Below are 26257 nucleotides of genomic sequence, written 5' to 3'. Positions count from 1 at the left end.
CCGGAACCTTCAGCGGTTCAAACGTCTGCCGAGACGACGAACGGTCGACGAACGGTAGTCCGACCACGACGAGGGGGTTTCGGCTGTGCGATCGTCCAAGTGCAGCCGCAGCATGGCGGCCGTCGACCAGGCGGGAGGCCTGCCCCGCCAGGAAACCACGATCATTACTCCGAATGCCAGCGGAACCGACCAAGGTGCGGGCTGCGACACGAGAATCGCGGGCAGACCGCTCAGGCTGGGGACGAACAAGGCCACGAGGATCGAGCCCGAAGACGCGACGAGCCCGGCGAGGACGCCGCTGATCGCGCCCGCGGCGGTCAGCCGGTTCCACCAGATGCCGAGCACCAGCAACGGGCAGAACGTGGACGCGGCCACGGTGAAGCCCCAGGTGACGAGGACGCCCGCGTCCAATCTGGCCGACGGCAGCGCGAGCAGGACCATCACCGCCGCCGCCCCGAGCACCGACCAGCGCAGTCTCCGCAGGCCGCCGGGCGCCAGGTCGTGCGCGACCGCGCCGGAGATCACCAGCAGCAGCCCGAGCGACGTCGCCAGGAAAGCCGCGAACGCGCCCGCCGTCAGCAATCCGGTGAACAACGACCCCGCCCAGCCGTCGTCGATCTGCGCCGGCAGCGCGACGACGACCGTGTCCGTCGCGCCCGAGACGTACAGCTCGGGCACCAGCACGCGGCCGAAGACGCCGTAAACCCCTGGGAACAGGTAGAAGACGCCGAGCAGGGCGACGGTGATCGCCGCGGTCCGGCGGGCGGCGCGGCCGTCCGGGCTGGTGTGGAAGCGCATCAGGACGTGCGGCAGGCCCATGGTGCCGAGCATGGTGGCGATCAGGATCGCCCACGTGCCGAGCAGCGGATAACCCTGATCGCCGAGGTCGAGCAGCGGCCGTTGCCAGTCCGGCCCGCCCAGCGGGGCACCGCCCCGGACGGCGGGAACCGGCGTGCCCTCGGCGAATTCCAGCGTTTCCCCGCTCCTGGCCACCAGTTCTCCCGGCGGCACCACGTGCTTTTCCGGGGTGAGCAGGGTGGTCGGCTCGCGCAGGGTCAGCGTCACGTCGATCTCGAAGGACAGCTGGGTGTCGCGGGCGAAGTGGGTGAATTCCACCGGGTGCACCGAAGCCGACCGTTCCTCCGGGGAGACCTGGGAGACCAGCCAGATCGCGGGGATGATGAACAGCAGCAGTTTCAGCACGAACTGGAACGCCTGGACGTAGGTCGCCGCGCGCATGCCGCCGAGTGCCAGTGTCGCGCTGACGGCGGTGCCCGCGATGACGACGCCGACCCAGTACGGCGTGCCGCCGACGGCGGTCAGCACGAGCCCCGCGGTGCGGAACTGCGGGACCAGGTAAAGGGTTCCGATCACGAGGACGACGACGGCGGCCAGACGGCGCAGTGCGGGGGAAGCGAGCCGCGCCTCGGCGAAGTCCGGGACGGTGAGCGCGCCGGAGCGCCGCATCGGCGCCGCGACGAGCACGAGCATCGCGATGTATCCGGCGGTGAATCCGACCGGGTACCAGAGCGCGCCGATGCCGTCCTTCACCACCAGGCCCGCGACGCCGAGGAACGACGCCGCGGACAGGTATTCGCCGGAGACCGCGGCGGAGTTGACCAGCGGCGAGATCCGGCGCGAGGCGACGAGGAAATCCGACGTCGTGCGCATGGCCGCGACCCCGCGCAACCCGATCAGCAGGGTGATCAGCACGACGGGGGCCACCGAGAGCGCGGTGACCACTACTCGTCCTCGATCTTTTCCGCCCGGCGCAACTGCCACCACGACAGCAGCGCCATCGCCGGGTACGGGAGGATCGCGATCATCAGCCAGGACAGCGGGATACCCAGCAGCCGCACCGAATCCAGCCCGGGGAACACCCCGAACACCAGGGGGAGCCCGAACACCAGCCCGAACATCCCGGCCAGCGCGGGAATCCCTCGGCGGCGCTGGGCCCGGTAGAGCGCGTCCGCGCGTTCGGCGTCACTCGCTGCCAGCCGGGGAACCCGCCAACGTCCGCGCGAACGGCGCCGCGAATGCGCGAGCCGGGTCTGCGGGCTGGTGACGGCGACCCGTTTGACACGGCTCACGAGCGGCTTCCCCGGCCCAGTTCGCCGCGCTGCGCGGCGGCGAGCAGCCGGTCGCGCAGGTCGCGCGCGTGGCGGCGGCTCACCGGCACGTCACCCGCTTCGGTATGCGCCAACAGCCCGCCGGTCGTGTCGCTGCGCAGTTCGAGCACGGCGTCCACGGCGAGCAGGAAACCCCGGTGCACGCGGGTGAATCCCGTTCCCTCCCAATACTCTTCGAGCCGGGAGATGGGCATCCGCGTGACGTGGACGCCGGATTTCGTGTGCAGCCGGACATAGTCGCCGTGCGCCTCGACGAACTGGACGTCGTCGCGGCGGACGTACCGCGTGCGCCCGCCGGATTCCACCGGCAGCGCGGACATCGCGTCCGGCGCGGGTTTCGGCTCGTCGGGCTGGTTGCCCGCCATCCGGACCACTTTGGACAGTGCGGCGGACAGCCGTTCCGCGCGGACCGGTTTGAGCAGGTAGTCGACCGCGCCGATCCCGTACGCGGCCACGGCGTGCCCGTCATGCGCGGTGACGAACACGATCACCGGTGGTTCGCTGAGCCGCGCCAGCAGCGAGGCGAGCTCGAGCCCGTCGAGGCCGGGCATGGAGATGTCGAGGAAGACGGCATCGAAATGACTGCCCTGCAAAAGTTTGAGCGCGTTGACGGCGTCACCGGCGGCGACCACCTCGGCGACTTCCGGTGCCTCGCGCAGCAAGCTGCACAGCTCGTCGAGGGCGGGCGGGACGTCGTCGACCGCCAGCACCCGCAGCCCGTTCGTCACGGCAGCACCCCCGGCTGGAAACGGGGCACGCGCACCACGACCCTGGTGCCCGCGCCGGTCTCGGTCTCGACCGTCAGTCCGTACCACGGGCCGTAGACGCTGCGCAGCCTTCTGTCCACATTGGCCAGTCCGACGCCGCCGTCGTCGCCGCGCCCGGCCAGGATCGCCGCCGCGCGTGCGGGGTCCATGCCGACACCGTCGTCCTCGACGCTGATCACGCAGTCGTTCCCTTCCGCCATTCCCTGAACCTGGATGAACCCCGCCTCGGCGCGTGGCTCGATCCCGTGCCGGATCGCGTTCTCCACCAGCGGTTCCAGCACGAGGTACGGCACGGCGACGGCCAGCACCTCCGGCGCGACGCGCACCTGCACCCGCAGCCGTTCGCCGAGCACGGCGCGCTGCAACGCCAGGTACGTCTCGATGGCGCGGAACTCTTCGGCGACCATCGTGTACTCGCCGTGCCTGGCGAGGCTGTAGCGCGTGTACTCGGCGAAGTCGAGCATCAGGTCGCGGGCGCGATCCGGGTCGGAGCGGACCAGCGAGGAGATCACGGTGAGCGCGTTGTAGACGAAATGCGGTGAGATCTCGGCCCGCAGCGCGCGCAGTTCGGCCTCCGCGGCCTGCTCGGCGGAGGCTTCCAGCCTGCCGCGTTCGAGCGCGTGGACGACGAGCTCGGCGGCCTGCCGGGCGAGGGCGTTCTTGCCATCGGCGACCAGGAGGACGCCGGCCAGTTCGTCGTGGACGTGGAGCGGCAGCGCCAATAGCCCGGGCTCGGACACCGGCGTCTCGGAGTGGAGGACCTCGTCGAGCGCCGCGATCACGACGTCGTCGGCGGCCGGTCTGCCCGACCAGATCAGCGAGCCGGAGAGGTCGGTCAACCCGAGGCCGGGGACGCCGAACAGCCGCCGGAGGCCGTGCGCCGCGTGGCGGGCGCGGGGCCCGGCCAGGCCGTCCATGAGATCGTCGGAGACACGCTGGGCGGCGGCGAGCACCGGCACCGGATCCGCGCTCGCGGCGGGACGCCAGGGCAGACGGGTGGTCATCCGGCCTCCTCCGCGACGTCGGGGCCTAGATCCTAACGTCGCTGCGTGGATTCGGCGGTTACGCTCCGGGCATGGTCACTGGGGATGCGGTGGTGCTCCGGCTGGACGTCGTGATGCGCCGGTTCGCGTGGGCGGGGTTCGTGGTGTTCGGCGGGGGCGGCCTGGTGGCCGTCGTTCGGGCGTTGTTCTCCGGCTCGGTTTCCGGGGTGGTGTTCGGCCTGCTCAGCGTGGCCTTCGCCGGGCTGATCCTGCTCGCCCTGCGGCGCTCGGCGGGCTCGTTGGCGATTTCCGCCGCGGGGTTCGCGGTCCCGGGTGTGTTCGAGGTCCGGTGGATCGAAGTGACGCGGCTGCGGGTGTGGCGGGAGAAGCGCCGCGTGGGGCGGTGGATGCACTGGTGGCACTACCGGCTCGACTGGACCGGCTCGGGGCCCGAAGTGTTGCTTGAGGACGGCGAGTACGCGTACGCGCTGGGTCACCTTGGCGGTGGCGCCCGGCTGTACGCGGGTCTCACGCTCTTCGCACCCGCTGGGGTGGTCGAGTTCGCCGAGTGAGCGCCCCCCGAACGCTATGAAAGGTCCTTTCCTTGCGAAATTTGCAAGGAAAGGACCTTTCATTGCAGTACCGAGGCGCGTCAGCAGCTCTGCTTGTAGAAGTACTGAGCGTTCGCGTCCATGTTCGCCTTGGTGATGGAGTGCAGCGAAGCGGTCAGATTGCGCGTCACCGGCTTGCCCTCCAGTGCCGCGATGGCCTGCTGCACACCCTGCTGCCCGATGGCGGCCGGGTCCTGCGCGATGAGGCCCTGGTACTCGCCCTTCTTCAGGCCCTCGATCTCCGACGGCGAAGCGTCGAAGCCGATCAGGTTGACCGCGCCGATCTTGCCCGCGTTCCGCAGGCCGGTCGCGGCGCCCTCACCGGTGTTGAGGTTGGTCGCGAAGATGCCGATCAGGTCCGGGGTGGAGGCCAGCGCGGCGGTCACCTTGGACGCGGCCTGGTCGGGCTCGTTCTGGGTGAACTGCACGCCCGCCGACTTCAGGTTCGGGTGGTTCTTCAGCTCGTCCTCGAAACCCTTCGCGCGGGTGTTCGTGGTCGAGGTGCCCGCGATGGTGTCGAGAACCAGCACCGACCCGGTCTTGCCCGCGGCCAGCTCCGCCATGGTCTTCGCGGCGAGCTTGCCGCCCTCGGCGTTGTCCGAGGAGATCGACGACTCGGCCACACTGGTGTCCTTCAGCGCGGTGTCGACCTCGATGATCTTCGCGCCGCGGTTCTTGACCTGCTGGATCGGCGCGAGCATCGCCTGCGCGTCGGTCGGCGCGATGAGCAGGGCGGCGGGCGGGTTGGAGCCCAGCGCGTTGACCAGCTGGGTCTGCATGGCCGCGTCGAATTTCTGCGGGGCCTGCGTGGTGAGCTCGTAGCCCGCCTTCTTGGCCTCGGCCTCGGCGCCGCACTGCATCGAGATGTAGAACGGCTCGGCCTGCACGCCCGGGATGAGCGACAGCTTCTTGTTGTTGGTCTTGGCGCCGGAATCGCCCGACGGCGCCTCGCCGACGGTGCCACCGCCGCACGCGGTGAGCAGGAGGGCCGCGGAAACGGCGGCACCGGCGGCGAGCAGGGTCTTCTTCATGGGGAATGCACCTCTTTGTGCGTAGGGAGAACTAACGAGAGTTGCGGCGACGACGGCGCCGCTGGTCGAACCAGACCGCGGCGATCAGCACCGCGCCGACCGCGATCATCTGCCAGAAGTCCTGGACCTGCGTGATGTTGAAGCCCTTCTTCAGCACGGCAGGGATGAACACGCCGATCACCGTGCCCAGCACCGAACCGACACCGCCGAAGAGGCTCGTCCCGCCCATCACCGTGGCGGCGATGGCGTTGAGGTTGTCGGTGGTGTGCGCCGAAATGGTCGTCGACGCGTAGTACGCCAGCGAGAGGAAACCGGCGACACCGGCGAGGAAACCGGTGAGCGTGTACACCTTCAGCAGGTGCGCGGTCACCCCGATGCCCGCTCGGCGCGCGCCCTCGGCGTTGGAGCCGACGGCGTAGGTGTAGCGGCCGAATTTGGTGGTGTGCAACAGCCAGGCGCCGATCAGCGTGATGACCACGGCCACCAGCACCAGATTCGGCACGCCGCCGAACGACGTCCCGTAGCCGAGCGTCTTGTTGAGCTCGGTCGGGACGCTGCGCACGTCGGACCCGTTGTTCAGCAGGTACGCGGCGCCGAGCGCGGCACCCATCGTGCCGAGCGTGACGATCAGCGGCGGGATGTTCGCCACCGCGATCAGGAACCCGTTGATGAGCCCCCAGATCGTCCCCGCGACGACGGCCGCCACGAGTCCGGCGGTGATGACGCCCCATCCGGCCTTCGTCGCGTCGCCGTCCGGGCTGAGCGCCTCCATCGTCTTGCCCGCCACCATGCCCGCGAAGATCAGCACCGAACCGACCGAGAGGTCGATACCGGAGGTGATGATCACGAACGTCATGCCGACCGAGAGCACCAGCAGCACCGAGGTCTCGATGAGCAGGGTCTGGAAGGTGAACAGCGTCGCGAACTCGGCGGGCGCGATCGCGGTGAACACGATGATCAGCGCCAGCAGCACCAGCGCGATCCAGAACGTGTTCGCCCCGATCAACCGCTGACCGATCGATCGTTTGCCGAAACCACCGTCCACCGAGGTCTGGATCTCGGGGCCGTTCTTCGTCGGAGTGGACACGGTCACGCCGCCTCCTCTTGTACGAGGGCGCCCGTCATCGCGGCGACCAGGTCTTCCAGTTTCGTGTCGGCGCCGGTGAACCGGGCGACGCGTTTGCCGAGCCGCAGCACCTCGACGCGGTCGGCCACCGACAGCACCTCGGGCATGTTGTGGCTGATCAGCACGACGGCGATGCCCTTGTCCCGCACCTTCTTGATCACGTCGAGCACGCGTTCGCGCTGCACGACGCCGAGCGCGGCCGTCGGCTCGTCCATGAACACGACCTTCGACGCCCAGACGACCGACCGCGCGACGGCGACACTTTGCCGCTGCCCGCCCGAAAGCGAGCCGATCGGGACGTCGGTGCTCTGCAGGGTCACGCCGAGCCGCTGGAACTCCTCGACGGCCTGGCGCTTCATCTCCTTCTTGTCCAGCATCCCGAGCTTGCCGAGGATCCCCTTGCGGTGGATCTCCCTGCCCAGGAACAGGTTCGCGGCCGGGTCGAGTTCCGGTGCGACCGCGAGGTCCTGGTACACCGTCTCGATCCCCATCCGCCGTGCCGTGGTGGGGGAGTCCAGCACCACTTCGGCACCGTCGAGCAGGATGCTGCCCGACGTCGGCTGTTCCGCGCCGGACAGACATTTGACCAAAGTGGACTTCCCGGCGCCGTTGTCGCCGATCAGCGCGGTGACCTCACCGGCCCGCGCCTGGAACGACGCGCCGCGCAGCGCCTCCACCGAGCCGTAGCGTTTGACCAGGTTCTGTGCGTCGAGCAGGAGTTCGCTCACGATCGCTCCCTCTTCTCGGGTGCGGGCGGACGGCAGCGGATGACGGTGACCTCCCCCTCCACAGTGGACTGTCCGGCGTCGTGCGGGACCACGTACGTCTCGCCCTTGCGCAGCAAGTATTCGCCGCCGTGTTCGGTGCGGAGCGTGCCCGAACCGTCCATGACGACCAGCACCGCGAACGACGGATCGAGTGACAACGTTGTCGACCTACCGGAAACGGCGGGACGGAGCTGGTCGGCGCGGAAGAACGCGTCACTGCCGTCGGCGAGGAGGTCCACAGTGGACGCTTCGTCGGCTGCGGTGCGCTTGACGATCGAGCCGAGCCGTTCTTCGTCCCAGCCGGAGGTGTCCAGGGTTTCGATGGCGCTCTCGAAGCCGATCCCGAGGTGCGCCTTCTCCGGGTTCGCCAGGAAGTCCCGCCATTCCAGGGTCAGCGAGAAGTCGGTCGGCTGCTGGAGCTCGACGACGAAGACGCCTTCGCCGATCGCGTGCGGCAGGCCCGCCGGGATGTACACCGTGTCGCCGGGCGTCACCGCGACGCTGTTCAGCGCTCCGAGCATGGCGGGCGCGTCCTGGGTGCGGGCCCATTCGTTGACCGTCGCCTTGTCGACGGTCTCCTTGAACCCCGGGTAGACGCGCGGGTCGTCGCCGTAGGTGCCGACCACGATCCACGCCTCGGTCTTGCCGAAGTGCGAGTCGAAGTGCCGCCTCGCGAACGAGTCGGACGGGTGGAAGTGCACCGGCAGGCGCTGGCCCGCGTCGAGCAGCTTCACCAGCAGGCCGGTCGAATCGCCGAGCGCCTCGACGTGCTTGGCGCCGAGCCACGCGGACGGGTTCTCACGGACGGCGTCGCGGAGCCAGACCCCGCTGGGCAGCTTGGTCAGGCCGTTGGTCTCCTGGCCGAACATCGTGGTGGCCGAGCCGACCCAGTCTTCGGGGCCGAATTTCGACTCCGAGGGGGCGCCCCGCAACGCGGCGATGGCGTCGCCGCCGCGGTAGAACTGCGGCGGCTGGTTCGCCGGCAGGCGGATCGGTTCGAGGTGGCCGCTCATGAAGGGGCGACCTCCCCGGAACCGCGGGCTACGAGGTGCACGGGCAGAACTACCTTTCTCGGTGCGGATTGATCTCCCTGGACCCGGGCGAACAGCAGGTCCGCGGCCGCCCGGCCCAACGCGCTCACGTCGTGCGCGATCACGGAGACCGGCGGATCCAGCAGATCCGCCAGTTCGAAGTCGTCGAAGCTGATCATCGCGGGACGCCGCTCCGCGTGCGCCAGCGCGCGCAGCAGGTGGACGGCGACCCGGTTGTTGCCCGCGATCACGGCGGTGGCCGGATTCGGCCCGGTGAGCAGCCGCCGTACGGCGTCGCCGACGCTCTCGGCGGTCGGCGTACGCATCACGACAAGGTGCTCGTCGTAGGGGATCCCGTTGCGGACACAGCCTTCGCGGAAGCCGCGCAGCCGTTCGCCCGCGGTGAAGATGTCCGGGCTGTCGGCGAGGAACGCGATCCGGCGGTGGCCGTGTTTCGCGAGGTGGGCGACCGCTTCGACGGTGCCGCCGATGTTGTCGACCAGCACCGTGTCGGCCACTATGTCGCCGGCGGGCCGGTCGAGGAACACCACGGGCGTGCCCGCGCGCATCTCGGGGACCAGGTAGCCGTGCTGCATCCCGGCCGGGACGACGAGGATGCCGTCGACGCGACGGGAGCAGAACTCCAGGACCAGTTCGCGTTCGCGGTCGGAGTTCTCCTCCGACGAACCGGTCAGTACCTGGCGGCCGAACGAGGTCGCGATACGTTCGACGGCCCGGTTGAGCTCGGAGTAGAAGGGGTTTCCGACATCCTCGACGATCAGGCCGATCGTCCCGGTCGTCGAGCCGCGCCGCAGGTTCCGCGCGCCGAGATTGCGCCGGAACCCGAGCTGCTCGATCGCCGCCATGACGCGCTCCGCGGTGTCCGGATGGACGGCGGGCTCGTCGTTCACCACTCGCGAGACGGTTTTGATGCTCACGCCCGCGAGCCGGGCCACGTCACTCATCGTGGCCCGTCGGCCGGTAGTGCGGTGGCCGTTGTCCGGTCCGCTGGAAGACAACGTTGTCATAGTGGCGGGAATTGAACGCCAGCGGCGCGGTGATGTCAATGCCCGGTTCGTCCTGGAGGCGCCTTCCGAAGTCGAACCGTTACGCGGGCCGGGGCTTCGTGCCCCGCTGTGGCAGGGTCTTGTCCGATCGAGGGGAGTGCGGAATGCCGTATGTCGAAGCGTCGGTGCGCAGCAGGCAGTTCGTCGCCGCCGCCCGCGAAGTGATGCAGCGCGACGGCGTCGCCGCGACGACCTTGCGGGCGGTCGCGGCCGAAGCCGACGTCCCGCTCGGCACGTTGCAGTACGTCTTCTCCAGCAAGGAAGCGCTGCTGCGGGCCGTGATCGAGGACGTGGTCGAGGAGATCTCGACCGTGCTGACCGGGACGGTCGAACTCGACCGGGGGCTGGCGCACGCGATCCGCCAGGGGCTGACGAGCTTCTGGTCCGAGCTGGTCGCCGATCACGTCAAGCTGCAGCTGATGCAGGGCGAACTGCTCCATTACGCGCTCCGCAAGCCGGGGCAGGAAAGCATGGCGAGCTGGCAGTACCGGCGCTACGTCACGGTGCTGACCGACTGGTGCCGGGAGGCGGCCGTCAACGCGGGCGAGCAGTGCGCGCTGCCCTACGAGCGGCTCGCCAGGGTCATGCTCGCCGGCGTCGACGGGCTCATCGTGCAGTACGTCTGCGAACCCGACGAAGAGCGTGCTCGCGCCGACCTCGAAACCGTCATCGGGATGCTCATCGCCTCGGCGGACATCCGGCCTGTCTGAGGTCTGACCGGCATCGTTGCGGGTCGCCGTAAGCTGCTTTAAGGTCAAGTCATACGACTGACTGAATTGCGGAGGTTGACAAATGGACACGACTGTCGTGGTCATCGGTGCCGGTTTGTCGGGGCTGGTGGCGGCACGCGCTCTGCACCGGCGAGGCGTCGAAGTCGTCGTACTGGAGGCCGCGGGCCGGATCGGCGGACGGGTCCTTGGCGAGACGACCGTACTGGGTTCCCGGCTCGACCTCGGCGGGCAGTGGATCGGGGCCGACCATCACCGGGTCAGGGCGCTGGCGGCCGAATTCGGCGCCACCGAGTTCCCCATGCGCACCGGAACGCTTCCCGGGTTGATCGAGGCGGGCAAGCGGGTGCCGCCCTGGTCGCCCGCTCTGCTGCCCGCCGGTCTCGCGCTTGCCGCGGCGGGCGTGCTGGCCCGGACGGGCACGCCGAAGCGGTGGAACCGCACGACGCTGGGATCGGTGCTGCGCGCGGTGCCGGGCCGCCGGGCCCGCGGGTTGCTGGAGGCGGTGGCCGCGGTGTCGTGGACCGCCGACCTCGACCGGTTCTCCGTCGAAGCGATGACCAGGATGATCCGCGCGCAGGGCGGATTGCGGACCATGCTGTCGACGGCAGGCGGGGCGCAGGAGGCCTTGCTCGCCGAGAGCATGGGGGCGCTCGTCGACGGTCTCGCCGCCGAACTCGGCTCACGGGTGCGGACCGGGGCGGCGGTCACCTCGATCGACCGTGACGTCGACGGGGTCACCGTGCGGACCGGGACGGACACCCTGCGGGCAGCGAAGGTCGTCATCGCCGTGCCACCGCCGGTCGCCGCCCGGATCGCGCACGAGCCCACGCTTCCGCGACAGCGGCTCGATCTGGAAAAGAACTCGTACATGGGGACGGTGCACAAGGCGATCGCCGTCTACGAGCGGCCGTTCTGGCGGGAGCGCTCGAACGGGGAGTTCCTCGTCCTGGACGGTGTCGGACACACGGTGTTCGACACGACCGCCCCCGGCGGGCCCGGACACCTGTGCGTGCTGGTCGGCGGACCCCGGGCGCGGCGGCTCGACGAACTGGACACCGCTGCCCGCCGTGACGCGCTGCTCGGGCCGCTGGTCCCGCATCTCGGCTCCGCCGTGCTCGAACCCGTGGGCTGGCACGAAAAGGCGTGGCATCTCGACGAGCACGTCGGTGGTGGTTACACCGCGCTTCCCGTGCCGGGCACGACCGAAGGTTTCCCGCCGCTTCCGTCGGCTCCGGCCGGGCATGTGCACTGGGCGGGTTCGGAAACCGCCCGCGAGCACCCCGGTTACCTCGACGGCGCCATCGAGGCCGGCGAACGCGCGGCGCGAGAGGTGGCCGAAGCGCTCAGGTGAGCTTGTCCCGAAATGGACAGGGTTTGGCGGCCCTCTTGACCAACTGGTCTGTTCTTGTCGAAGGTGAACAGGCAGCGACAACGTTGTCAGGAGGCGGCCTTTCCCATGCCCGCACGTACTTCGATCCGCGTCGCCGGATTGCTCACCGCGCTCGTCGTCCCCGCCGGGCTGGTCACGCCCGCCGCGGCGGCGGCGCCCGGTGGCGACTCCGTGGACGCGGTCAACACCTTCATCGGCACCAAGGACGACGGCAACACCTTCCCCGGCGCTTCGGCGCCTTTCGGGATGACGCAGGTCAGCCCGATTTCCTCGCATTACGCCGGCTACCGCTACGACGACACCGCGATCCGCGGCTTCGGGCATTTCTTCCTGTCCGGCGCGGGCTGCTGGGAACAGGGCGGTCTCGTGTCGACCCTGCCCACCACCGGCGCGGTCGGGCCCGGCGCGGCGTTCGACACCACGAAACCCGAGACGTTCGACCACAGGAAGTACGCCTCGCCGTACACGCACGAGGGCGAGGTCGGGAAGCCCGGCTACTACAAGGTGCGGCTCACCGGCTACGGCGGCGTCGACGCGGAGACCACCGCGACCACGCGGACCGGCGTCGAGCGGTACACCTTCGCGAAGTCCGGCGACGCGAACGTCTTCGTCAACGTCGGGCAGGCCAACGACAAGGAACCCGTGACGGCGAGCCAGATCCGCGTCGTCGGCGATCGGACGGTCGAGGGCATGGTGGAGTCGCAGGCGTTCTGCGGCGGTAAACCGTACAAGACCTGGTTCACCACGACGTTCGACAAGCCGTTCAAGTCCTTCGGTACCTGGTCGCCGACGGGCGGTACCCCGGGCTCGAAGGAGTCCGCCGGTGGTGAAGGGCTGCGTGGCGCGTGGCTGACCTTCGGCGGCGGGCAGGTCACCGCGACGACGGCGATCTCCCATGTGGACGCTTCCGGCGCGAAGCTCAACCTGGCCTCGGAGAAGGGGCGTTCGTTCGACGCGGTCCGGGACGGCGCACAGCGCGCCTGGCGCAAGGAACTGTCCTCAGTGGACATCAAGGGCGGTACGAAGGACGACCGCACGGTGTTCTACACCTCGCTGTACCACGCGCTCCTGCAGCCGTTGACCGGCAACGACGCCGACGGCCGTTACCGTGGGTTCGACGACAAGATCCACCGCGCGCTGGGCTGGACGTACTACGAGTTCTTCTCGCTGTGGGACACCTACCGCACGCAGAACCAGTTGCTCGCGCTTTTGCGGCCGGCGCGCGCGAAGGACGTCGCGAAATCCGTGCTCGCCATCCACGACCAGGGCGGCTGGTTGCCGCGCTGGGCGTACGCGAACCAGGAGACGAACACGATGACCGGCGATCCGGTCACCCCGTTCCTGGTCGACCTGTGGCGGTTCGGTGCGCTGTCCGGCCAGGAATTCAAGGCCTACCAGGCGCTTCTGCAGAACTCGCGGGAGATCCCGCCCGCGTCGTCGCCGTTCCAGGGCCGCTCGGGGAACGCGAGCTACCAGAAGGACGGGTTCGTCCAGTACGACAAGGACTTCCCGAAGAAGGGTCAGGACACCGACCCGAACCACGGCGCTTCGGCCACGCTGGAATACGCGCTCGCGGACTGCTCGCTGTCGATCATGGCCGCCGGTCTCGGCAAGCAGGAAGACGCGAAGGCCTTGGCGGAGAAGGGGCGCAGCTATCGCACACTGTGGGACTCCTCGGTGACCGACCGCGGCTTCACGGGGTTCTACCGGCCCAAAGTCGAGGGCGGCGAATGGTTCAGCCCGGCGGGCAAGCCGTTCGACCCGCAAAGCCAGGACGGCTTCCACGAGGGCACGTCGTGGCAGTACCAGTGGCTGACCCAGCAGGACGTCCCCGGACTCGTCGAGCGCATGGGCGGCAAGGAGAACGTCGGCGAGCGGCTCGACGACTTCTTCGCCTACGGGGATCTGGTCAAGGACCCGGCGAAGACCGTGCGCGAGGAATGGGTCGTCGGCCCGTACAACTACTACAACCAGTTCCGCTACAACCCGAACAACGAGCCGGATCTGCACTCGCCCTGGATGTACACGCTGACCGGGCAGCCGTGGAAGACCTCGGCTGTCGTTCGCGCCGCGCACACGCTGTTCACCAACGCGCCCAACGGTGTCACCGGCAACGACGACCTCGGGACCATGTCCGCGTGGTACGTCTTCAGCGCGTTGGGGCTGTATCCGGCGGTGCCGGGCACCGGGCAGTTCGTGCTCAACGCGCCGCGGTTCGAGAAGTCCTTGGTGCGTCTGGAGAACGGCCGTGACATCACCATCAAGGCCGACGGCGCCGACGGGTCGAAGCTCCAGTACGTCCAAGGACTGGGAGCCGGTTCGCAGCGGGCGTATGTCGGGTTGGAACAGTTGACGCGAGGGACCACTTTGGACTTCAAGCTCACGGACGACCCGTCGAAGGCGACGTGGGCGACCGGTCCCGAAGGTGCCCCGGAATCGCCCTGCGCCGGGTGATCCGAGTGGTTTAGACCGGTTCGTACCGGGGGTCGTGAGGAGCATCACGGCCCCCGGTGTTCCGGTGAGCGTCGTCACGCCTCACACTGGTATTACCACGTCCGACAGCGCTGTTGACGTTCTTGGCGAGTCCGCCTTGGACAGTGCTCGTCGGACGTAGTCATTTAGACACACACAGTGGTGAGACCCCACAGGAGGAGAAAGTGTCCAGCAAGGCCGCTCTAGTATTCCGCGTGGCCGCGGTAGCCGAAGCCCTTTCGTGGGCCGGGCTGCTGGTCGGGATGTTCCTCAAGTACGGCGTCAAGCTCGGCGAGGGCGGCGTTCCCGTCCTCGGCATGGTGCACGGCGTCGTGTTCGTCCTCTACGTGCTGGTCTCCCTGTCCGTGGCGAAGCCGCTCGGCTGGCGCCCGAAGACCCTGATCCTCGCGCTGCTCTCCAGCATCCCGCCGCTGTTCACCTGGCTGTTCGAGTCCTGGGCGCTGCGCAACGGCAAGCTGGACGGCCCGCAGCGGCTCTCGCACGGTGGGGTCGGCCTGTTCGCCAAGACCCCGGAAACCGCCGCCGCCTGATCTTCTTTTAAGCGCGTGAAGGCCCCCTTCCCTCGGCTCAGCCGAGGGAAGGGGGCCTTCACGCGCTATTCGGTGAAGTCGCCGGTGGCCTTGCGGACCTTGGTGAGCAGGTCGGTCAGCTGCTCGGTCTGCTTGCCGGTGAGCCCGGTCAGCCCGAAGTCGATTTCGGTGACCGCCTTCGTGGCCTCTTCGCGGCGTGCGCGGCCTTCGCCGGTGATCTCGACCAGCGTGGTCCGGCGGTCGGTCGGATGCGGCACGCGCTTGACCAGGCCGTCCTTCTCCAGCCTGTCGACGATGTTGGTGACGCTCGTCGGATGCAGTTGCAGCCGCTCGCCCATCACGCGCATCGGCAGCCGGGACGCGCGGGCGAAGGTCAGCAGGACGAGCGCCTCGTACCGGGCGAAGGTCAGCCCGTGCGGTTTGAGCGCACCGTCCACCGCGGACTGGATGATCTGTTGCACGCGCATGATCCCGGTCACCGCGGCCATGGTCTCGGACGGCCCGATACGGGCCTCCCACAGCTGCGCCGCGCGGGCGATCGGGTCGAACGGCAACGGACGGCTCATGGCGCTCGAAGTTACCAGCGGGTACCCGTGCCACGCCGCACCACCGGGTGTTATGCGTGGGAAAAGCGTCTGAACGAGGAGCAGAACATGATCGTGGCCTTCAGTGTCAGCCCGTCCGCGGCCGAGGAAGACGGCGGGGTCAGCGAAGCGGTCGCCCGTGCGGTGAAAGTGGTGCGGGAGTCCGGCCTGCCGAATTCGACCAACGCCATGTTCACGAACATCGAGGGTTCGTGGGACGAAGTGATGGACGTCGTCAAGCGGGCCGTCGAGGCGGCGGGCGAGGGTTCGTCGCGGGTCGGGCTGGTGCTCAAGGCCGACATCCGGCCGGGTTACGAAGGCCAGCTGACCGCGAAGGTGGAGCGCGTCGAGAAGCACCTGAGCGAATGAGTCAGGGGAGTGGCGGGGTGAACGAGACCAGCCACAGCCTGTCCTTGACCGTGATGGCCACCGGATAGCCGAAAGAACTGCCGTCGCCCAATTTTCCGCTGACGGTCGCCGAAGTCGGCGCGAGATCGTCCGGGGCGAACTTCACCGTGACGTCGTGGGCGCCACGGTCGGCCAGCGCGTCGATATAGGACTTCGCGAAGTCGCCCGCCGAAGCGGGCGGATAGTCGATGAGTTCGGAGAGGGCCTCGACGTCGTGTTCGTTGAGCGCGGCGGTGAGGGCCTCCCGGAGTTGCCCGGGACTGGCGACACCGGGGTCGGGTTGATGGGCGATCAGGACCGTGATGACGCTCACCCACGTGATGGCGATGGCGATCGCGACTGCCACCGTGGCCGTCCTGCGTGTCGGAATGTCGATCACCCCCTCGTGGCGAGCCTGCCGGAACGTGACCGTCCTGCCAAGCGGGTAGCCGGGGGCATGCGGTGAAACGCTCGGGGATGCGTGCCAGGATGGAACCGTGACACACCCACGCGGATCAGCATCGAAGACGGCGGCCCTCTCCGCCGCGCTTTCCGGCGCGGTCGACCTTTCCGCGCTCAAGGCGCGTGCCGAGGCGCCCCAGAAACAGCCTCCTGCCCCACCTCGCCCGACAGACGGTGCCACCCCCGCCGTGGGTGGCGCCGTGATCGACGTCACCGAGGCGACGTTCCAGGCCGAGGTCGTCGAGCGCTCCCTGCAGCAGCTGGTGGTCGTCGACCTGTGGGCCGAATGGTGCGGCCCGTGCAAGCAGCTCAGCCCGGTGCTGGAGCGCCTCGCCGCCGAGTCCGGTGGTGCCTGGGTGCTCGCGAAGGTGGACGTCGACGCCAACCCGCGCATCGCGCAGCTCTTCGGCGCGCAGTCCATCCCGACGGTCATCGCCATCGGCGGCGGCCAGCCGGTCGACGCGTTCTCGGGCGCGCTGCCCGAACCCGAGATCCGCAAGTGGCTCGGCTCGCTGCTCGACGCGCTGCGCGACCGGCTGCCGGGCATCAAGGCCGCCGAGCAGAACGGCGGCGGTGTCGAGGTGCCGGAGGATCCGCGGTTCACCGAGGCCGAAGAGGCCTTCGAACGCGGTGACTTCGCCGCGGCGCAGGCGGCCTACGAGCGCATCCTCGACGTCGAGCCCGCGAACGAGGAGGCCAAGACCGCGCTCGCGCAGGTCAAGTTCACCGCCCGCGCCGAGGCCGCGGGCCCGGACGCGGTCGCGAAGGCCGACGCCGACCCGGCCGACCTCGACGCCCAGCTCGCCGCCGCCGACCTCGAAGTAGCGGGGCAGCAGCCCGAGGCGGGCTTCGCGCGGCTGATCGCCGTCGTGCGGCGTACCGCGGGCGACGAGCGCAACAAGGTCCGGGAGCACCTGGTAGCGCTGTTCGACCTGTTCGACTCGGCGGACGAGCGCGTCATGAAGGCGCGGCGGGATCTGGCGAGCGCGCTCTACTGAGGTTTCTTTCGGTACATGAAGGCCCCCTTCCTTGCGCCAGGCGCAAGGAAGGGGGCCTTCATGTACCCGGGGGCGTCCAGCCCGTGCGCTCCCGAGCCAGGTTTCGCCCCCGCCCGAACGCCATGAAAGGTCCTTTCCTTGCAAAATTTGCAAGGAAAGGACCTTTCATGGCACTTCAGGGAGCGGTGACCGGACCGATCAGCCGTACTGGGTCGAGCAGACCGACGAGCTCTCCAGGTAGCCCTTCCGCAGTGCCTCGATCCGCTCGAAACCGTTGTCCACGCGCTTGCCGTTGACGTCGGCCGAGACGAGGCTCTCCGGGCTCAGCAGGTCCGAAATGGCCTCGTCGAGGTCGCCGGAGGAAAGCCGCAGCGTCGCGCCGGGTACGGTGCTGGCCTTCGCCCACGCGCCGACCAGGCAGGCGGTGCGCAGCCCCGCGTTCGCGTTGTCGATCGACGCGCCGACACCCTTCTGGATGCCCATCGCGTACCGGGACGCGATTTCCGAGAACGCGGCGAAGTCGCCCTTGCCCTCGCTGTGCCCGCTTTCCCATTCCGCCTGCTGGTCGACCGGCTGGGCGAGTTCGCGCAGCTTGGCCATGTCGATGCTGACGGTGTTGTTCGACGGGCAGTACGACGCGGGCGGGGTGCTCGGGCCGCCGGGGCAGCTGCCGTTGCCGTCCTCGGTGATCTCCGGGCCAGGGACGCCGGCGCCCTCGAAGGCCTTGTCCAGGCTCTTCTTGAGGATCCCGACGACCTCGGCATTGAACTTCGAGTCGCCCTTGCCCTTGTCACCCTTGTCGAACGGGCGCTCGGTGATCCGCGCCTTGATGTTCTCCTCGTTCATCGCCGCGCATTCCTTCGGGCCCTTCTCGAACCCGACCTGGAACGCGTACGTGCGGTCGAACGCCGTGCCGTGCGCGCCCTGTTTGGTCGCGCTGGTGCCAGCCTGGTCGCGGATCAGGAACAGCGACGCCATGACCTGGTTGAGGCCCTCGGATGTGGAGACGCGGTAGAACTTGCTCTTGTCCTCGGCGACCCAGCGGAAGTAGCCGCCGGCGAAGCAGTCGGCCTGCTGCTCCTTGACGATCGACGGGGTGTTCTTCTTGATGCTGGCCTTCTCGCCGAGCCGGTACTGCACGGCGTGCCCGAGTTCGTGCGCGAGTACGACGGCGCCCGCCATCTTCCCGAACCGTTCGCGCAGCATGGGCAGCAGCACGCCGCGGTCCCACGCCACCAGGTCACCCGGCGGGCAGTAGAACGCGTTGACGAGCTTCTTGACGCTCCCGCATTCGGTCTCTTCGTTGTCGGTCTTCGCGCTGTAGGACAGCAGTGACTTCAGCGGCTCGTACGGCTGCCCGAAGTCGCGCGGCATGACCTCGGTCCAGTAGGCCTGCGCGTCGGCGATCGCGGCGATGGCGAGCTGGTCGTCTTCGGAGCCGTCCTCGTTGCGGACCTGCAGGTCCGGCTTGGGCGCGTTCGGCTTCAGCCCGCTCTCGAAATGCGTGACCGGCAGACCGGCGATGTCACCGGCGCCCGGCTGGCTGCCCTGCTGGCCGGTCGAGCCTCCCTTGTCGCTGCAAGCGCTCAGCCCGAGGGCCAGCACCGTCACGACCGCGATCAGAGCCGGGCGGCGTATACCCCGCGCTCCCCCTTGGATCATGTTCACTCGCTTGTCGTCAGGGCCCCGACCGGGCCGCGTACTCCGGCAAGCAGGGACCCTACCCAGCGCTTATGGCCCGCGTGCAGGTAATCCCCGAAGTGGGTCTTGAGCGGGGGAGGGGCGCTGCCGATATGGTCGCTCCTCATGAGAGCAGTCCGCCGGTTCACCGTCCGCGCGAGCCTGCCGGAGTCGCTCTCCGGCCTCGGTGACCTCGCCACGAATCTGCGCTGGACCTGGCACCCGCCCACGCGCGACCTGTTCGCGTCGATGGACGCGGAGCTGTTCAACCGCGTCCGCGACCCACTGCGGATGCTCACCGCCCTGCCACCGGCCCGGCTCGACGAACTCGCCGTCGACGACGCCTTCCTCGCCCACGCGCGCGAGGCGGTCGCCGATCTGGACCGCTATCTCGCCGAGCCGCGCTGGTACCAGAAGCAGGACGACGCCGACCTCCCGCCCGCCGTCGCGTACTTCTCCATGGAGTTCGGGGTCACCGAGGCGTTGCCGAACTACTCCGGCGGCCTCGGCGTGCTCGCCGGGGACCACCTCAAGGCGGCGTCGGACCTCGGCGTGCCGATGGTCGGTGTCGGGCTGCTCTACCGCGCCGGGTACTTCCGGCAGGCGCTGTCGCTCGACGGCTGGCAGGTCGAGCACTACCCGGTGATCGATCCGAACGCCTTCCCGCTGGAGCTCGTGACCGACGGCGGCAAGCCGGTGCTGGTCGACGTCGCGATGCCCGCCGGGCGCACACTGCACGCCCAGATCTGGAAGGCCCGCGTCGGCCGGATCCCGCTGCTGCTCCTGGACACCGACACCGAGGCCAACGACGAGGACCTGCGAGCGGTCACCGACCGGCTGTACGGCGGCGACGCCGATCATCGCATCCGCCAGGAGATCCTGGCCGGGATCGGCGGCTTCCGCGCGGTGCGGCGCTACTGCGAGCTGACCGGGCATCCGCAGCCGAAGGTGTTCCACACCAACGAAGGCCACGCCGGATTCCTCGGGCTGGAACGCGCCCGCGAGATCATCCAGGCCGACGGGCTGGCGTTCGACGAGGCGCTGCCCGCCGTCCGCGCCGGCACCGTGTTCACCACGCACACCCCGGTGAGCGCCGGGATCGACCGGTTCCCTGTCGACCTCGTCCAGCGGTACTTCACCGACGGCAGGCTGGTCCCGGACGTCGACCCGCGCCGCGTGCTCGCGCTCGGCGCGGAGGACAACCCCGGTCTGTTCAACATGGCGCACATGGGACTTCGGCTCGCCCAGCGCGCGAACGGCGTCTCCGCGCTGCACGGTCGCGTGTCGCGGCGGATGTTCTCGCGGCTGTGGCCCGGGTTCGACTTCGACGAGGTGCCGGTCTCGTCGGTCACCAACGGCGTCCACGGGCCGACCTGGGTGGCGCGCGAGCTGAGCGCGCTGCTCGGGCGCAACCACGAGGAGCTGGGTCTCGACGGCGGTCAGGGCAAGCCGCTGCGGGACGGCGTCACCGACGAGCAGCTGTGGGCGCTGCGACGGGAGCTGCGCGAGAAGCTCGTCGCGGAGGTGCGGCGCCGGGTGCGGGCCGCCTGGATGCAGCGTGGCGCGTCCGCGCTCGAACTCGGGTGGACCGACACGGTCTTCGACCCGGACGTGCTGACCGTCGGCTTCGCGCGCCGCGTGCCGACGTACAAACGGCTCACGCTGATGCTGCGCGACCCGGATCGCCTGCGCGCGCTGCTGCTGGACGAGCGGCGCCCGATCCAGCTCGTCGTCGCGGGCAAGTCGCATCCGGCCGACGAGGGCGGCAAGCAGCTGATCCAGCAGATCGTCAGGTTCGTCGACGATCCCGAGGTCCGGCGTCGCATCGTCTTCCTGCCGGACTACGACATGTCCATGGCGCGCTACCTCTACCGCGGCTGCGACGTCTGGCTGAACACGCCGGTGCGGCAGCTGGAGGCGTGCGGCACCTCGGGGATGAAGTCCGCGCTCAACGGCGGCCTCAACCTGTCCATCCGCGACGGCTGGTGGGACGAGTGCTACGACGGCAGCAACGGCTGGGCGATCCCGACCGCGGACGGCGTCACCGACCCGCTGCGCCGCGACGAACTGGAGGCCGCCGCGCTCTACGACTTGCTGGGCCACCAGATCGCGCCGCTGTTCTACGACCGCGGCGCCGATGGCGTTCCCGGCGGCTGGATGTCGATGGTGTGGCACACGCTGGAGACCCTCGGGCCGCGCGTGCAGGCTTCGCGGATGGTGCGTGAGTACGTCGAATCGGGGTATCTGCCCGCCTCGCGCATGGTCGCCGAAGCCACCGGCGACGGATACCGCGGCGCGCTGTCGCTGGCCGACTACCGGACCAAATTGGACGTCTCCTGGCCGCGGGTGCGGATCTTCGACACCGAACTGCTCGTCGAGGACTCCGCGCCGATGGTCACCGGGACCGAGGTGACCATCCGGGCGCGGATCGACCTCGCCGGACTCGAACCGTCCGAAGTGGACGTTCAGGCCGTCGTCGGGAAGGTGGGTGACGGGGACGAACTGAGTGACCCCGTCACCGTCCCGATGTCGGGTGACGGGATCGGCGCGTTCGCGGCGCGGCTGAAACTGCCGCATCCCGGCTCCATCGGTTACACCGTCCGTGTGCTGCCGAAACACCGTCTGCTGGCCACGCCGGCGGAACTGGCGCGGGTCGTCCACGCTTAGGCCGGTACCGAACAAAAGAAGCCGCCGATTCCTGATTTCCGCCGGACAATGCGGAACGGCCAGGTGAAATACACTTTGCCGGGCCCTTCCCGAACGGCGGAGGAATGGTGGCTTCGGCTAAGGAAACGAAAACATCGCGCAGAGCCAAGGACCGGCTGCACCATGTCCACTCCCGCGCCGGGATCCGGCAGGAGGGGCTGAGCCAAGCGCTGGGGCCGGAACTGCGGGGCATCTGGGGGATCGCCGAGGACGCCGAGCCCGGCCGGGTGCGCGAAATCGTTCTTCTGCGGCTGAACCGCGTTCTCGAGCGGTTCGCCGACCCGCTCATGCCCGAGATCGTCTGGACCGCCTACAACCTCGGCGTGGATCCGGTGCACGGCGGGGCGGGCATGGTCGGGCGGATCAGGACCATGGTCGGCCGTGGCCGGGTGCCGGTCTCCGAGCGGACCTGCACCCGGCGGTTCTACGACTTCCTGGGGAGCGTCAAGAACAGTCTCGACGGTTTCCAGGAGGACCTCACCGGCGAAGACTTCAGGCTCGCTTCGCGGTGGATCGCCGAGAACGTCCGCCCGGGACCGGAACAGCCCGGTGGCGCTCCGCGCGACCCCGTTCCCTCGGTCATGCGGATGTTCCTCGACGGCACGGTGTGCGGCCCGGCGGACGAAGCCGGCGCCCCGGTCCCGGCCCGGCTCGGCGCGCACGGCGACTGGCTCTGCGTCTTCACCGACGAGCGGTTGCTGGCCGAGTACCGCGCCGTCACCGGCATGGGCTGGGGCCGGATCCGGCACCGGACCGGCCGTGAGGTCGTGCTCGCGGCCGCCGGCCGTGCCGCGGCGACGGGCGTGCTGGTCAACCCCAGGCCGACGCGAGGCGCCGGGATCCACGCCGCGCTCCCGCTCTCCCCGGAGTCGGTCGCCAGGCTGGCGGTCCGCCGGTAGCGGTTCAGGGAACGGCGGGGGTGCCGCCCTCCCGGATCGGGAGACCCGCCGAACGCCAGGCCCGGAACCCGCCTTCGAGGTCGGTGGCACCCGGCAGGCCGAGCCGCTGCAGGTCGGCGGCGGCGAGGCTCGACGAGTACCCCTCGTTGCACACGACGATCACCGTCGAGTCCGGTTTCACCTCCGGCAGCCGCCATTCGCTGTCCGGCGCGAGCCGCCACTCGAGGTGGATCCGCTCGACGACTACCGAGCCGGGGATCTCGCCCTCTTCGGCCCGGTTGACATACGGGCGGATGTCCACGATCAGGGCACCGTCGCGTTGCAGCCGCAGCGCCCGCTCGGGCTCCGCCCGGTCCAGACCGGACCGGGCGGTGGCCAGCAGTGCGTCGATCGCGCTCATCGGCCCGGTATCGGGGTGAGCGAGGGGATCTCGGCGGGAACGTCGGCGAGCGTGGCGTATTCGCGCGTCGCGACCAGCGGCGGCGAGTAGGCGTGGACGCTGGCGGCGGGCTCGGTGCCGATGCCGGTCACCTGGTGCGCCCGCCCCGCGCCGAAGCCGATGCCTTCGCCCGCGACGTGGGTGCGGCGCCGGACCGGGCCGCCGGGGTAGCGGTACTCCTCGCCGATCTCGCCCTGCAGCACGGTGAACGAACCGGAAGCGCCGCCGTGGTCGTGCGGTTTGGTCTGCTGGCCGGGCAGCCACGACAGCAGCCACAGTTCGACGCCGTCGGTCAGCGCGAGCCGCGCCCACCAGCGGTGATCGGGGTCGAAACGCAGCAGGCCGCGCAGGCCCGAGGTCAGCTCGGTGGTGACCGTGGAGGTCAGCTCGGCCAGTTCGCGGGACGTCCAGAGCAGGCGATCGGGGTGCAGCAGTTCGGGGAGCAGCGGATCGGCCAGCTGCGGGTGGATCTCGAAATCCTGGCGGGGCGTGATGGACGTGGTCACGGAGAGGCTCCTCGTGAAGGTTCGCGGGCGCGGAAGCAGGGCCGAGCGCGGCGCGACACGGGGGTGCCGTCGGAAGAGCGGGGACTCAGCCGTGTCGCGCGGTGGTACACCCGCACGAGGCGACGAGGAGCAGGTCGATGGTCCGGCGGCGCCAGAAAGAGCCCCCGATGACGGGGAAGGCGGCGGACACGGACCTGATCACGCCGTCGATGGTGCCACAGTGTCCCGCCAAGGGTCGCTTCGTCCCACTTCCTGGACCAGCCGCTTTCCACCGACCGGCGGCCCGGTGCACACACGCGCGCGAGTGCGGACACAATGGGCGCGTGAGCGAGCCGATCCAGCCCAGCGAACTTGACGACCTCGTGGTGAGGATGACCGGTGTCGGGGTCCGCCGAACAGGCAACGACCTCCTCGCCGACCTCGATTGGACCGTGGAACTGGACGAGCGCTGGGTGGTGCTCGGCCCGAACGGCGCGGGCAAGACCACCCTGCTCCGGCTGGCCGCGGCCGAACTCCACCCGACCACCGGAACGGTCGACCTGCTCGGCGACCGGATCGGCAAGGTCAACATCTTCGAGCTGCGCCCGCGGATCGGGTTCACCTCGGCCGCGATCGCCCAGCGTGTGCCGGGCGAGGAGCGCGTCGTCGACGTCGTGGTGAGCGCCGGTTACGCCGTCGTCGGCCGCTGGCGTGAGGAGTACGACAGCCTCGACACCGACCGCGCCATGGAGCTCCTGGGCGCCCTCGGCATCGCGCACCTGGCCGACCGCACCTTCGGCACACTGTCGGAAGGCGAGCGCAAGCGGACGCTGATCGCGCGTTCGCTGATGACCGACCCGGAAATGCTGCTGCTCGACGAGCCCGCCGCCGGGCTAGACCTCGGCGGCCGCGAGGACCTCGTCGCCCGCCTTTCGGAGCTGGCACTCGACCCCGAGGCCCCGGCCATGGTGCTCGTCACCCATCACGTGGAAGAAATCCCGCCGGGGTTCACCCACGCGCTGTTGCTGCGCGACGGCCGCGCGGTCGCTTCCGGACTCGTGGACGACGTCGTGACCAGCGACAACCTGTCCAAGACGTTCGATCAGGACCTCTTGCTCGAACGGTCCGGTGATCGCTTCTTCGCCCGTCGCCGCTGACGGGTCGTACTGACCGGTAGCCTGCAATCTGTCTTGGACGGTTAAGGAGGACGGCGTGGGAGAGTTCGTAAGTCTCGAGGTCGAAGGCGGGGTCGGCACGATCCGGCTGGACCGCCCGCCGGTCAACGCGCTGAACAACCAGGTGCAGGCCGAGCTGGCCGAAGCGGCCCGTGAGGCCTCCGAGCGCGACGACGTGCGCGCCGTGATCCTCTACGGCGGCGAGAAGACCTTCGCGGGTGGCGCGGACATCAAGGAGATGGCCGAGCGCACCTACCCGGAGATCGCGAAGTTCGGCGCGGCGCTGACGGCGTCGCTGGCCACCATCGCGAACATCCCGAAGCCGGTCGTCGCGGCCATCACCGGCTACGCGCTGGGCGGCGGGCTCGAACTCGCGCTGACCGCCGACCGCCGGATCGCCGGCGACAACGTCAAGGTCGGCCAGCCGGAGATCCAGCTCGGCGTCATCCCCGGCGCCGGCGGCACGCAGCGCCTGGCGCGGCTCATCGGCCCGAGCAAGACCAAGGACCTCGTGTTCACCGGCCGTTTCGTGAAGGCCGAGGAGGCCCTCGCGCTGGGCATCCTCGACGAGGTCGTGGCGCCGGACGACGTCTACGCCGCCGCGCACAAGTGGGCCTCGCAGTTCGCGAACGGCCCGGCCGTGGCGCTGCGCGCCGCGAAGGCCGCCATCGACGGTGGTCTCGACACCGACCTCGCGAGCGGTCTCAAGCTCGAATCCCACCTCTTCGCCGCGCTCTGGGCGACCGAGGACCAGCGCGACGGCATGAAGTCGTTCATCGAAAACGGTCCTGGCAAGGCCACCTTCGAGGGGAAGTAAGCGCGATGACGCAGGTGAACGATCCGGCGCCGAATCCGCACGCCACCGCCGAAGAGGTCAAGGCCGCCTTCGACGACCCTAAGCTCGCCAACGTGCTCTACCACGACTGGGAAGCCGGGACCTACGACGAGAAGTGGTCCATCTCCTACGACGAGCGCTGCATCTCCTACGCGACGGACGTGTTCAACGCCGTCGCAGGTGAAGACGGCCAGCCGTACCCGACCGCGATGGAACTGGGCAGCGGTACCGGTTTCTTCCTGCTCAACCTGATGCAGGGCGGGGTGATCAAGAAGGGTTCGGTCACCGACCTCTCGCCGGGCATGGTGCAGGTCGCGCTGCGCAACGCCGAGAACCTCGGCCTCGACGTCGACGGCCGGGTCGCCGACGCGGAGCGGATCCCGTACGAGGACAACAGTTTCGACCTCGTCGTCGGGCACGCCGTGCTGCACCACATCCCGGACGTCCGCGCGGCGTTCGCCGAGGTGCTGCGGGTGCTGAAGCCGGGCGGACGGTTCGTCTTCGCGGGCGAGCCGACCAAGGTCGGCGACTTCTACGCGCGCAAGCTCGGCCAGATCACGTGGTACCTCACCACCAACCTGACCAAGCTCCCGGTGCTGAACGGCTGGCGGCGTCCGCAGGAGGAACTCGACGAGTCCTCCCGCGCGGCCGCGCTGGAGGCCGTGGTCGACATCCACACCTTCGACCCGTCCGAACTGGAGTCGATGGCCCGCGGCGCGGGCGCGCAGGACGTCCGCGCGGTCACCGAGGAGTTCGCCGCGGCGCTCGCGGGCTGGCCGATCCGGACCTTCGAAGCCGCCGTGCCGCAGGAGAAGCTGACCTTGCGCTGGCGTCTGTTCGCGTACCGGCTGTGGCTGCGGCTGTCCGCTTTGGACAAGAAGCTGCTCGCCAAGGTGCTGCCGCGCGAGCTGTTCTACAACGTGATGATCACCGGTACCAAGCGATCGTAGG

Annotated in this window: 26 protein-coding genes; 12 read left to right on the top strand and 14 right to left on the bottom strand. The window is 69.4% G+C overall.

Annotated elements, in window-relative coordinates; all coding sequences use genetic code 11:
• Positions 1-9: 9 nt before the first annotated feature.
• The 4 genes from AC0685_RS29780 to AC0685_RS29765 are packed head-to-tail and all read right to left on the bottom strand — an operon-like array spanning position 10 to position 3900.
• Positions 10-1743 carry a sodium/solute symporter gene (locus tag AC0685_RS29780; RefSeq protein WP_478228538.1) on the bottom strand — a complete coding sequence of 578 codons (1734 nt, stop codon included), beginning with the start codon at positions 1741-1743 and terminating at the stop codon, positions 10-12.
• Positions 1743-2090: a hypothetical protein gene (locus AC0685_RS29775; protein ID WP_478228537.1), complete on the bottom strand. Its 348-nt coding sequence runs from the start codon at positions 2088-2090 to the stop codon at positions 1743-1745. The genes AC0685_RS29780 and AC0685_RS29775 overlap by 1 nt, the downstream gene beginning before the upstream one ends.
• A complete protein-coding gene (locus AC0685_RS29770; RefSeq protein ID WP_340683590.1) occupies positions 2087-2857 on the bottom strand; it encodes a LytR/AlgR family response regulator transcription factor in 771 nt (256 codons plus the stop codon). Before AC0685_RS29770 ends, AC0685_RS29775 begins: the two co-directional genes overlap by 4 nt.
• A complete protein-coding gene (locus AC0685_RS29765) occupies positions 2854-3900 on the bottom strand; it encodes a sensor histidine kinase (protein ID WP_478228536.1) in 1047 nt (348 codons plus the stop codon). The genes AC0685_RS29770 and AC0685_RS29765 overlap by 4 nt, the downstream gene beginning before the upstream one ends.
• A 71-nt stretch (positions 3901-3971) precedes the next feature.
• Between AC0685_RS29765 and AC0685_RS29760 the strand changes: the two genes are divergently transcribed.
• Positions 3972-4451 carry a hypothetical protein gene (locus AC0685_RS29760; RefSeq protein WP_478228535.1) on the top strand — a complete coding sequence of 160 codons (480 nt, stop codon included), beginning with the start codon at positions 3972-3974 and terminating at the stop codon, positions 4449-4451.
• Positions 4452-4531: 80 nt separating this feature from the next.
• Here the strand turns inward: AC0685_RS29760 and AC0685_RS29755 are convergent, their stop codons facing one another.
• From AC0685_RS29755 to AC0685_RS29735, 5 genes are read right to left on the bottom strand one after another with little or no spacing between them, the layout of a single operon-like run.
• Complete coding sequence (locus tag AC0685_RS29755; RefSeq protein ID WP_478228534.1) at positions 4532-5521, bottom strand: ABC transporter substrate-binding protein; 990 nt, start codon at positions 5519-5521, stop codon at positions 4532-4534.
• Between the two features lie 31 nt (positions 5522-5552).
• Entirely contained in the window at positions 5553-6614 is a 1062-nt protein-coding gene (locus tag AC0685_RS29750) for an ABC transporter permease (RefSeq protein WP_073848166.1), read from the bottom strand.
• Entirely contained in the window at positions 6611-7375 is a 765-nt protein-coding gene (locus tag AC0685_RS29745) for an ATP-binding cassette domain-containing protein (RefSeq protein WP_478228533.1), read from the bottom strand. The genes AC0685_RS29750 and AC0685_RS29745 overlap by 4 nt, the downstream gene beginning before the upstream one ends.
• Positions 7372-8427 carry a class I mannose-6-phosphate isomerase gene (locus tag AC0685_RS29740; protein WP_478228532.1) on the bottom strand — a complete coding sequence of 352 codons (1056 nt, stop codon included), beginning with the start codon at positions 8425-8427 and terminating at the stop codon, positions 7372-7374. Before AC0685_RS29740 ends, AC0685_RS29745 begins: the two co-directional genes overlap by 4 nt.
• Entirely contained in the window at positions 8424-9410 is a 987-nt protein-coding gene (locus AC0685_RS29735) for a LacI family DNA-binding transcriptional regulator (protein ID WP_478228531.1), read from the bottom strand. Before AC0685_RS29735 ends, AC0685_RS29740 begins: the two co-directional genes overlap by 4 nt.
• Before the next feature lie 206 nt (positions 9411-9616).
• Here AC0685_RS29735 and AC0685_RS29730 point away from each other — a divergent pair, with 206 nt between their 5' ends.
• From AC0685_RS29730 to AC0685_RS29715, 4 genes are all read left to right on the top strand, one after another.
• Entirely contained in the window at positions 9617-10222 is a 606-nt protein-coding gene (locus tag AC0685_RS29730) for a TetR/AcrR family transcriptional regulator (protein WP_478228530.1), read from the top strand.
• 82 nt (positions 10223-10304) lie between these two features.
• On the top strand, positions 10305-11594 hold the full coding sequence (locus AC0685_RS29725; RefSeq protein ID WP_478228529.1) for a flavin monoamine oxidase family protein: 1290 nt from the start codon (positions 10305-10307) through the stop codon (positions 11592-11594).
• 105 nt (positions 11595-11699) lie between these two features.
• Positions 11700-14087, top strand: coding sequence for a GH92 family glycosyl hydrolase (locus AC0685_RS29720; protein ID WP_478228528.1), 2388 nt, complete (start codon positions 11700-11702; stop codon positions 14085-14087).
• 203 nt (positions 14088-14290) lie between these two features.
• Positions 14291-14656 carry a DUF3817 domain-containing protein gene (locus tag AC0685_RS29715; RefSeq protein ID WP_478228527.1) on the top strand — a complete coding sequence of 122 codons (366 nt, stop codon included), beginning with the start codon at positions 14291-14293 and terminating at the stop codon, positions 14654-14656.
• Between the two features lie 65 nt (positions 14657-14721).
• On the opposite strand, the gene AC0685_RS29710 is transcribed toward AC0685_RS29715, so the two are convergent.
• Positions 14722-15222, bottom strand: a complete 501-nt coding sequence (locus tag AC0685_RS29710; RefSeq protein WP_478228526.1) for a MarR family winged helix-turn-helix transcriptional regulator — start codon at positions 15220-15222, stop codon at positions 14722-14724.
• Positions 15223-15309: 87 nt separating this feature from the next.
• On the opposite strand from AC0685_RS29710, the gene AC0685_RS29705 reads away from it, so the two are divergent.
• Complete coding sequence (locus AC0685_RS29705) at positions 15310-15609, top strand: thiamine-binding protein (RefSeq protein ID WP_005167823.1); 300 nt, start codon at positions 15310-15312, stop codon at positions 15607-15609.
• A gap of 1 nt (position 15610) precedes the next feature.
• Here the strand turns inward: AC0685_RS29705 and AC0685_RS29700 are convergent, their stop codons facing one another.
• The gene (locus tag AC0685_RS29700; protein ID WP_478228525.1) at positions 15611-15994 is read right to left on the bottom strand and encodes a hypothetical protein; all 384 of its coding nucleotides are present in this window, start codon (positions 15992-15994) and stop codon (positions 15611-15613) included.
• Between the two features lie 130 nt (positions 15995-16124).
• Here AC0685_RS29700 and AC0685_RS29695 point away from each other — a divergent pair, with 130 nt between their 5' ends.
• Entirely contained in the window at positions 16125-17087 is a 963-nt protein-coding gene (locus AC0685_RS29695; RefSeq protein ID WP_478228524.1) for a tetratricopeptide repeat protein, read from the top strand.
• 198 nt (positions 17088-17285) lie between these two features.
• Here AC0685_RS29695 and AC0685_RS29690 read toward each other — a convergent pair whose 3' ends face one another.
• A complete protein-coding gene (locus AC0685_RS29690; RefSeq protein WP_478228523.1) occupies positions 17286-18755 on the bottom strand; it encodes a neutral zinc metallopeptidase in 1470 nt (489 codons plus the stop codon).
• Between the two features lie 138 nt (positions 18756-18893).
• Here AC0685_RS29690 and glgP point away from each other — a divergent pair, with 138 nt between their 5' ends.
• Together glgP and AC0685_RS29680 are read left to right on the top strand one after the other, a co-directional pair.
• Complete coding sequence (gene glgP, locus AC0685_RS29685; protein WP_478228522.1) at positions 18894-21434, top strand: alpha-glucan family phosphorylase; 2541 nt, start codon at positions 18894-18896, stop codon at positions 21432-21434.
• Between the two features lie 104 nt (positions 21435-21538).
• Positions 21539-22372 (top strand): hypothetical protein, encoded by an 834-nt coding sequence (locus AC0685_RS29680; RefSeq protein ID WP_478228521.1) that lies wholly within the window; start codon positions 21539-21541, stop codon positions 22370-22372.
• Positions 22373-22376: 4 nt separating this feature from the next.
• Here AC0685_RS29680 and AC0685_RS29675 read toward each other — a convergent pair whose 3' ends face one another.
• Both AC0685_RS29675 and AC0685_RS29670 read right to left on the bottom strand, forming a co-directional pair.
• Positions 22377-22772, bottom strand: coding sequence for a rhodanese-like domain-containing protein (locus AC0685_RS29675; protein ID WP_478228520.1), 396 nt, complete (start codon positions 22770-22772; stop codon positions 22377-22379).
• The gene (locus AC0685_RS29670; RefSeq protein ID WP_478228519.1) at positions 22769-23317 is read right to left on the bottom strand and encodes a cysteine dioxygenase; all 549 of its coding nucleotides are present in this window, start codon (positions 23315-23317) and stop codon (positions 22769-22771) included. The genes AC0685_RS29675 and AC0685_RS29670 overlap by 4 nt, the downstream gene beginning before the upstream one ends.
• A gap of 323 nt (positions 23318-23640) precedes the next feature.
• On the opposite strand from AC0685_RS29670, the gene AC0685_RS29665 reads away from it, so the two are divergent.
• The 3 genes from AC0685_RS29665 to AC0685_RS29655 are packed head-to-tail and all read left to right on the top strand — an operon-like array spanning position 23641 to position 26256.
• On the top strand, positions 23641-24453 hold the full coding sequence (locus tag AC0685_RS29665) for an ABC transporter ATP-binding protein (RefSeq protein ID WP_126732852.1): 813 nt from the start codon (positions 23641-23643) through the stop codon (positions 24451-24453).
• Positions 24454-24508: 55 nt separating this feature from the next.
• The gene (locus AC0685_RS29660; RefSeq protein WP_478228518.1) at positions 24509-25288 is read left to right on the top strand and encodes an enoyl-CoA hydratase/isomerase family protein; all 780 of its coding nucleotides are present in this window, start codon (positions 24509-24511) and stop codon (positions 25286-25288) included.
• Between the two features lie 5 nt (positions 25289-25293).
• Entirely contained in the window at positions 25294-26256 is a 963-nt protein-coding gene (locus AC0685_RS29655) for a class I SAM-dependent methyltransferase (RefSeq protein WP_125673544.1), read from the top strand.
• The last annotated feature ends 1 nt before the right edge of the window (position 26257 follow it).

The sequence above is a fragment of the Amycolatopsis sp. NPDC043889 genome (genome assembly GCF_056435645.1).
This window is presented reverse-complemented; position numbering and strand designations above follow the sequence as displayed.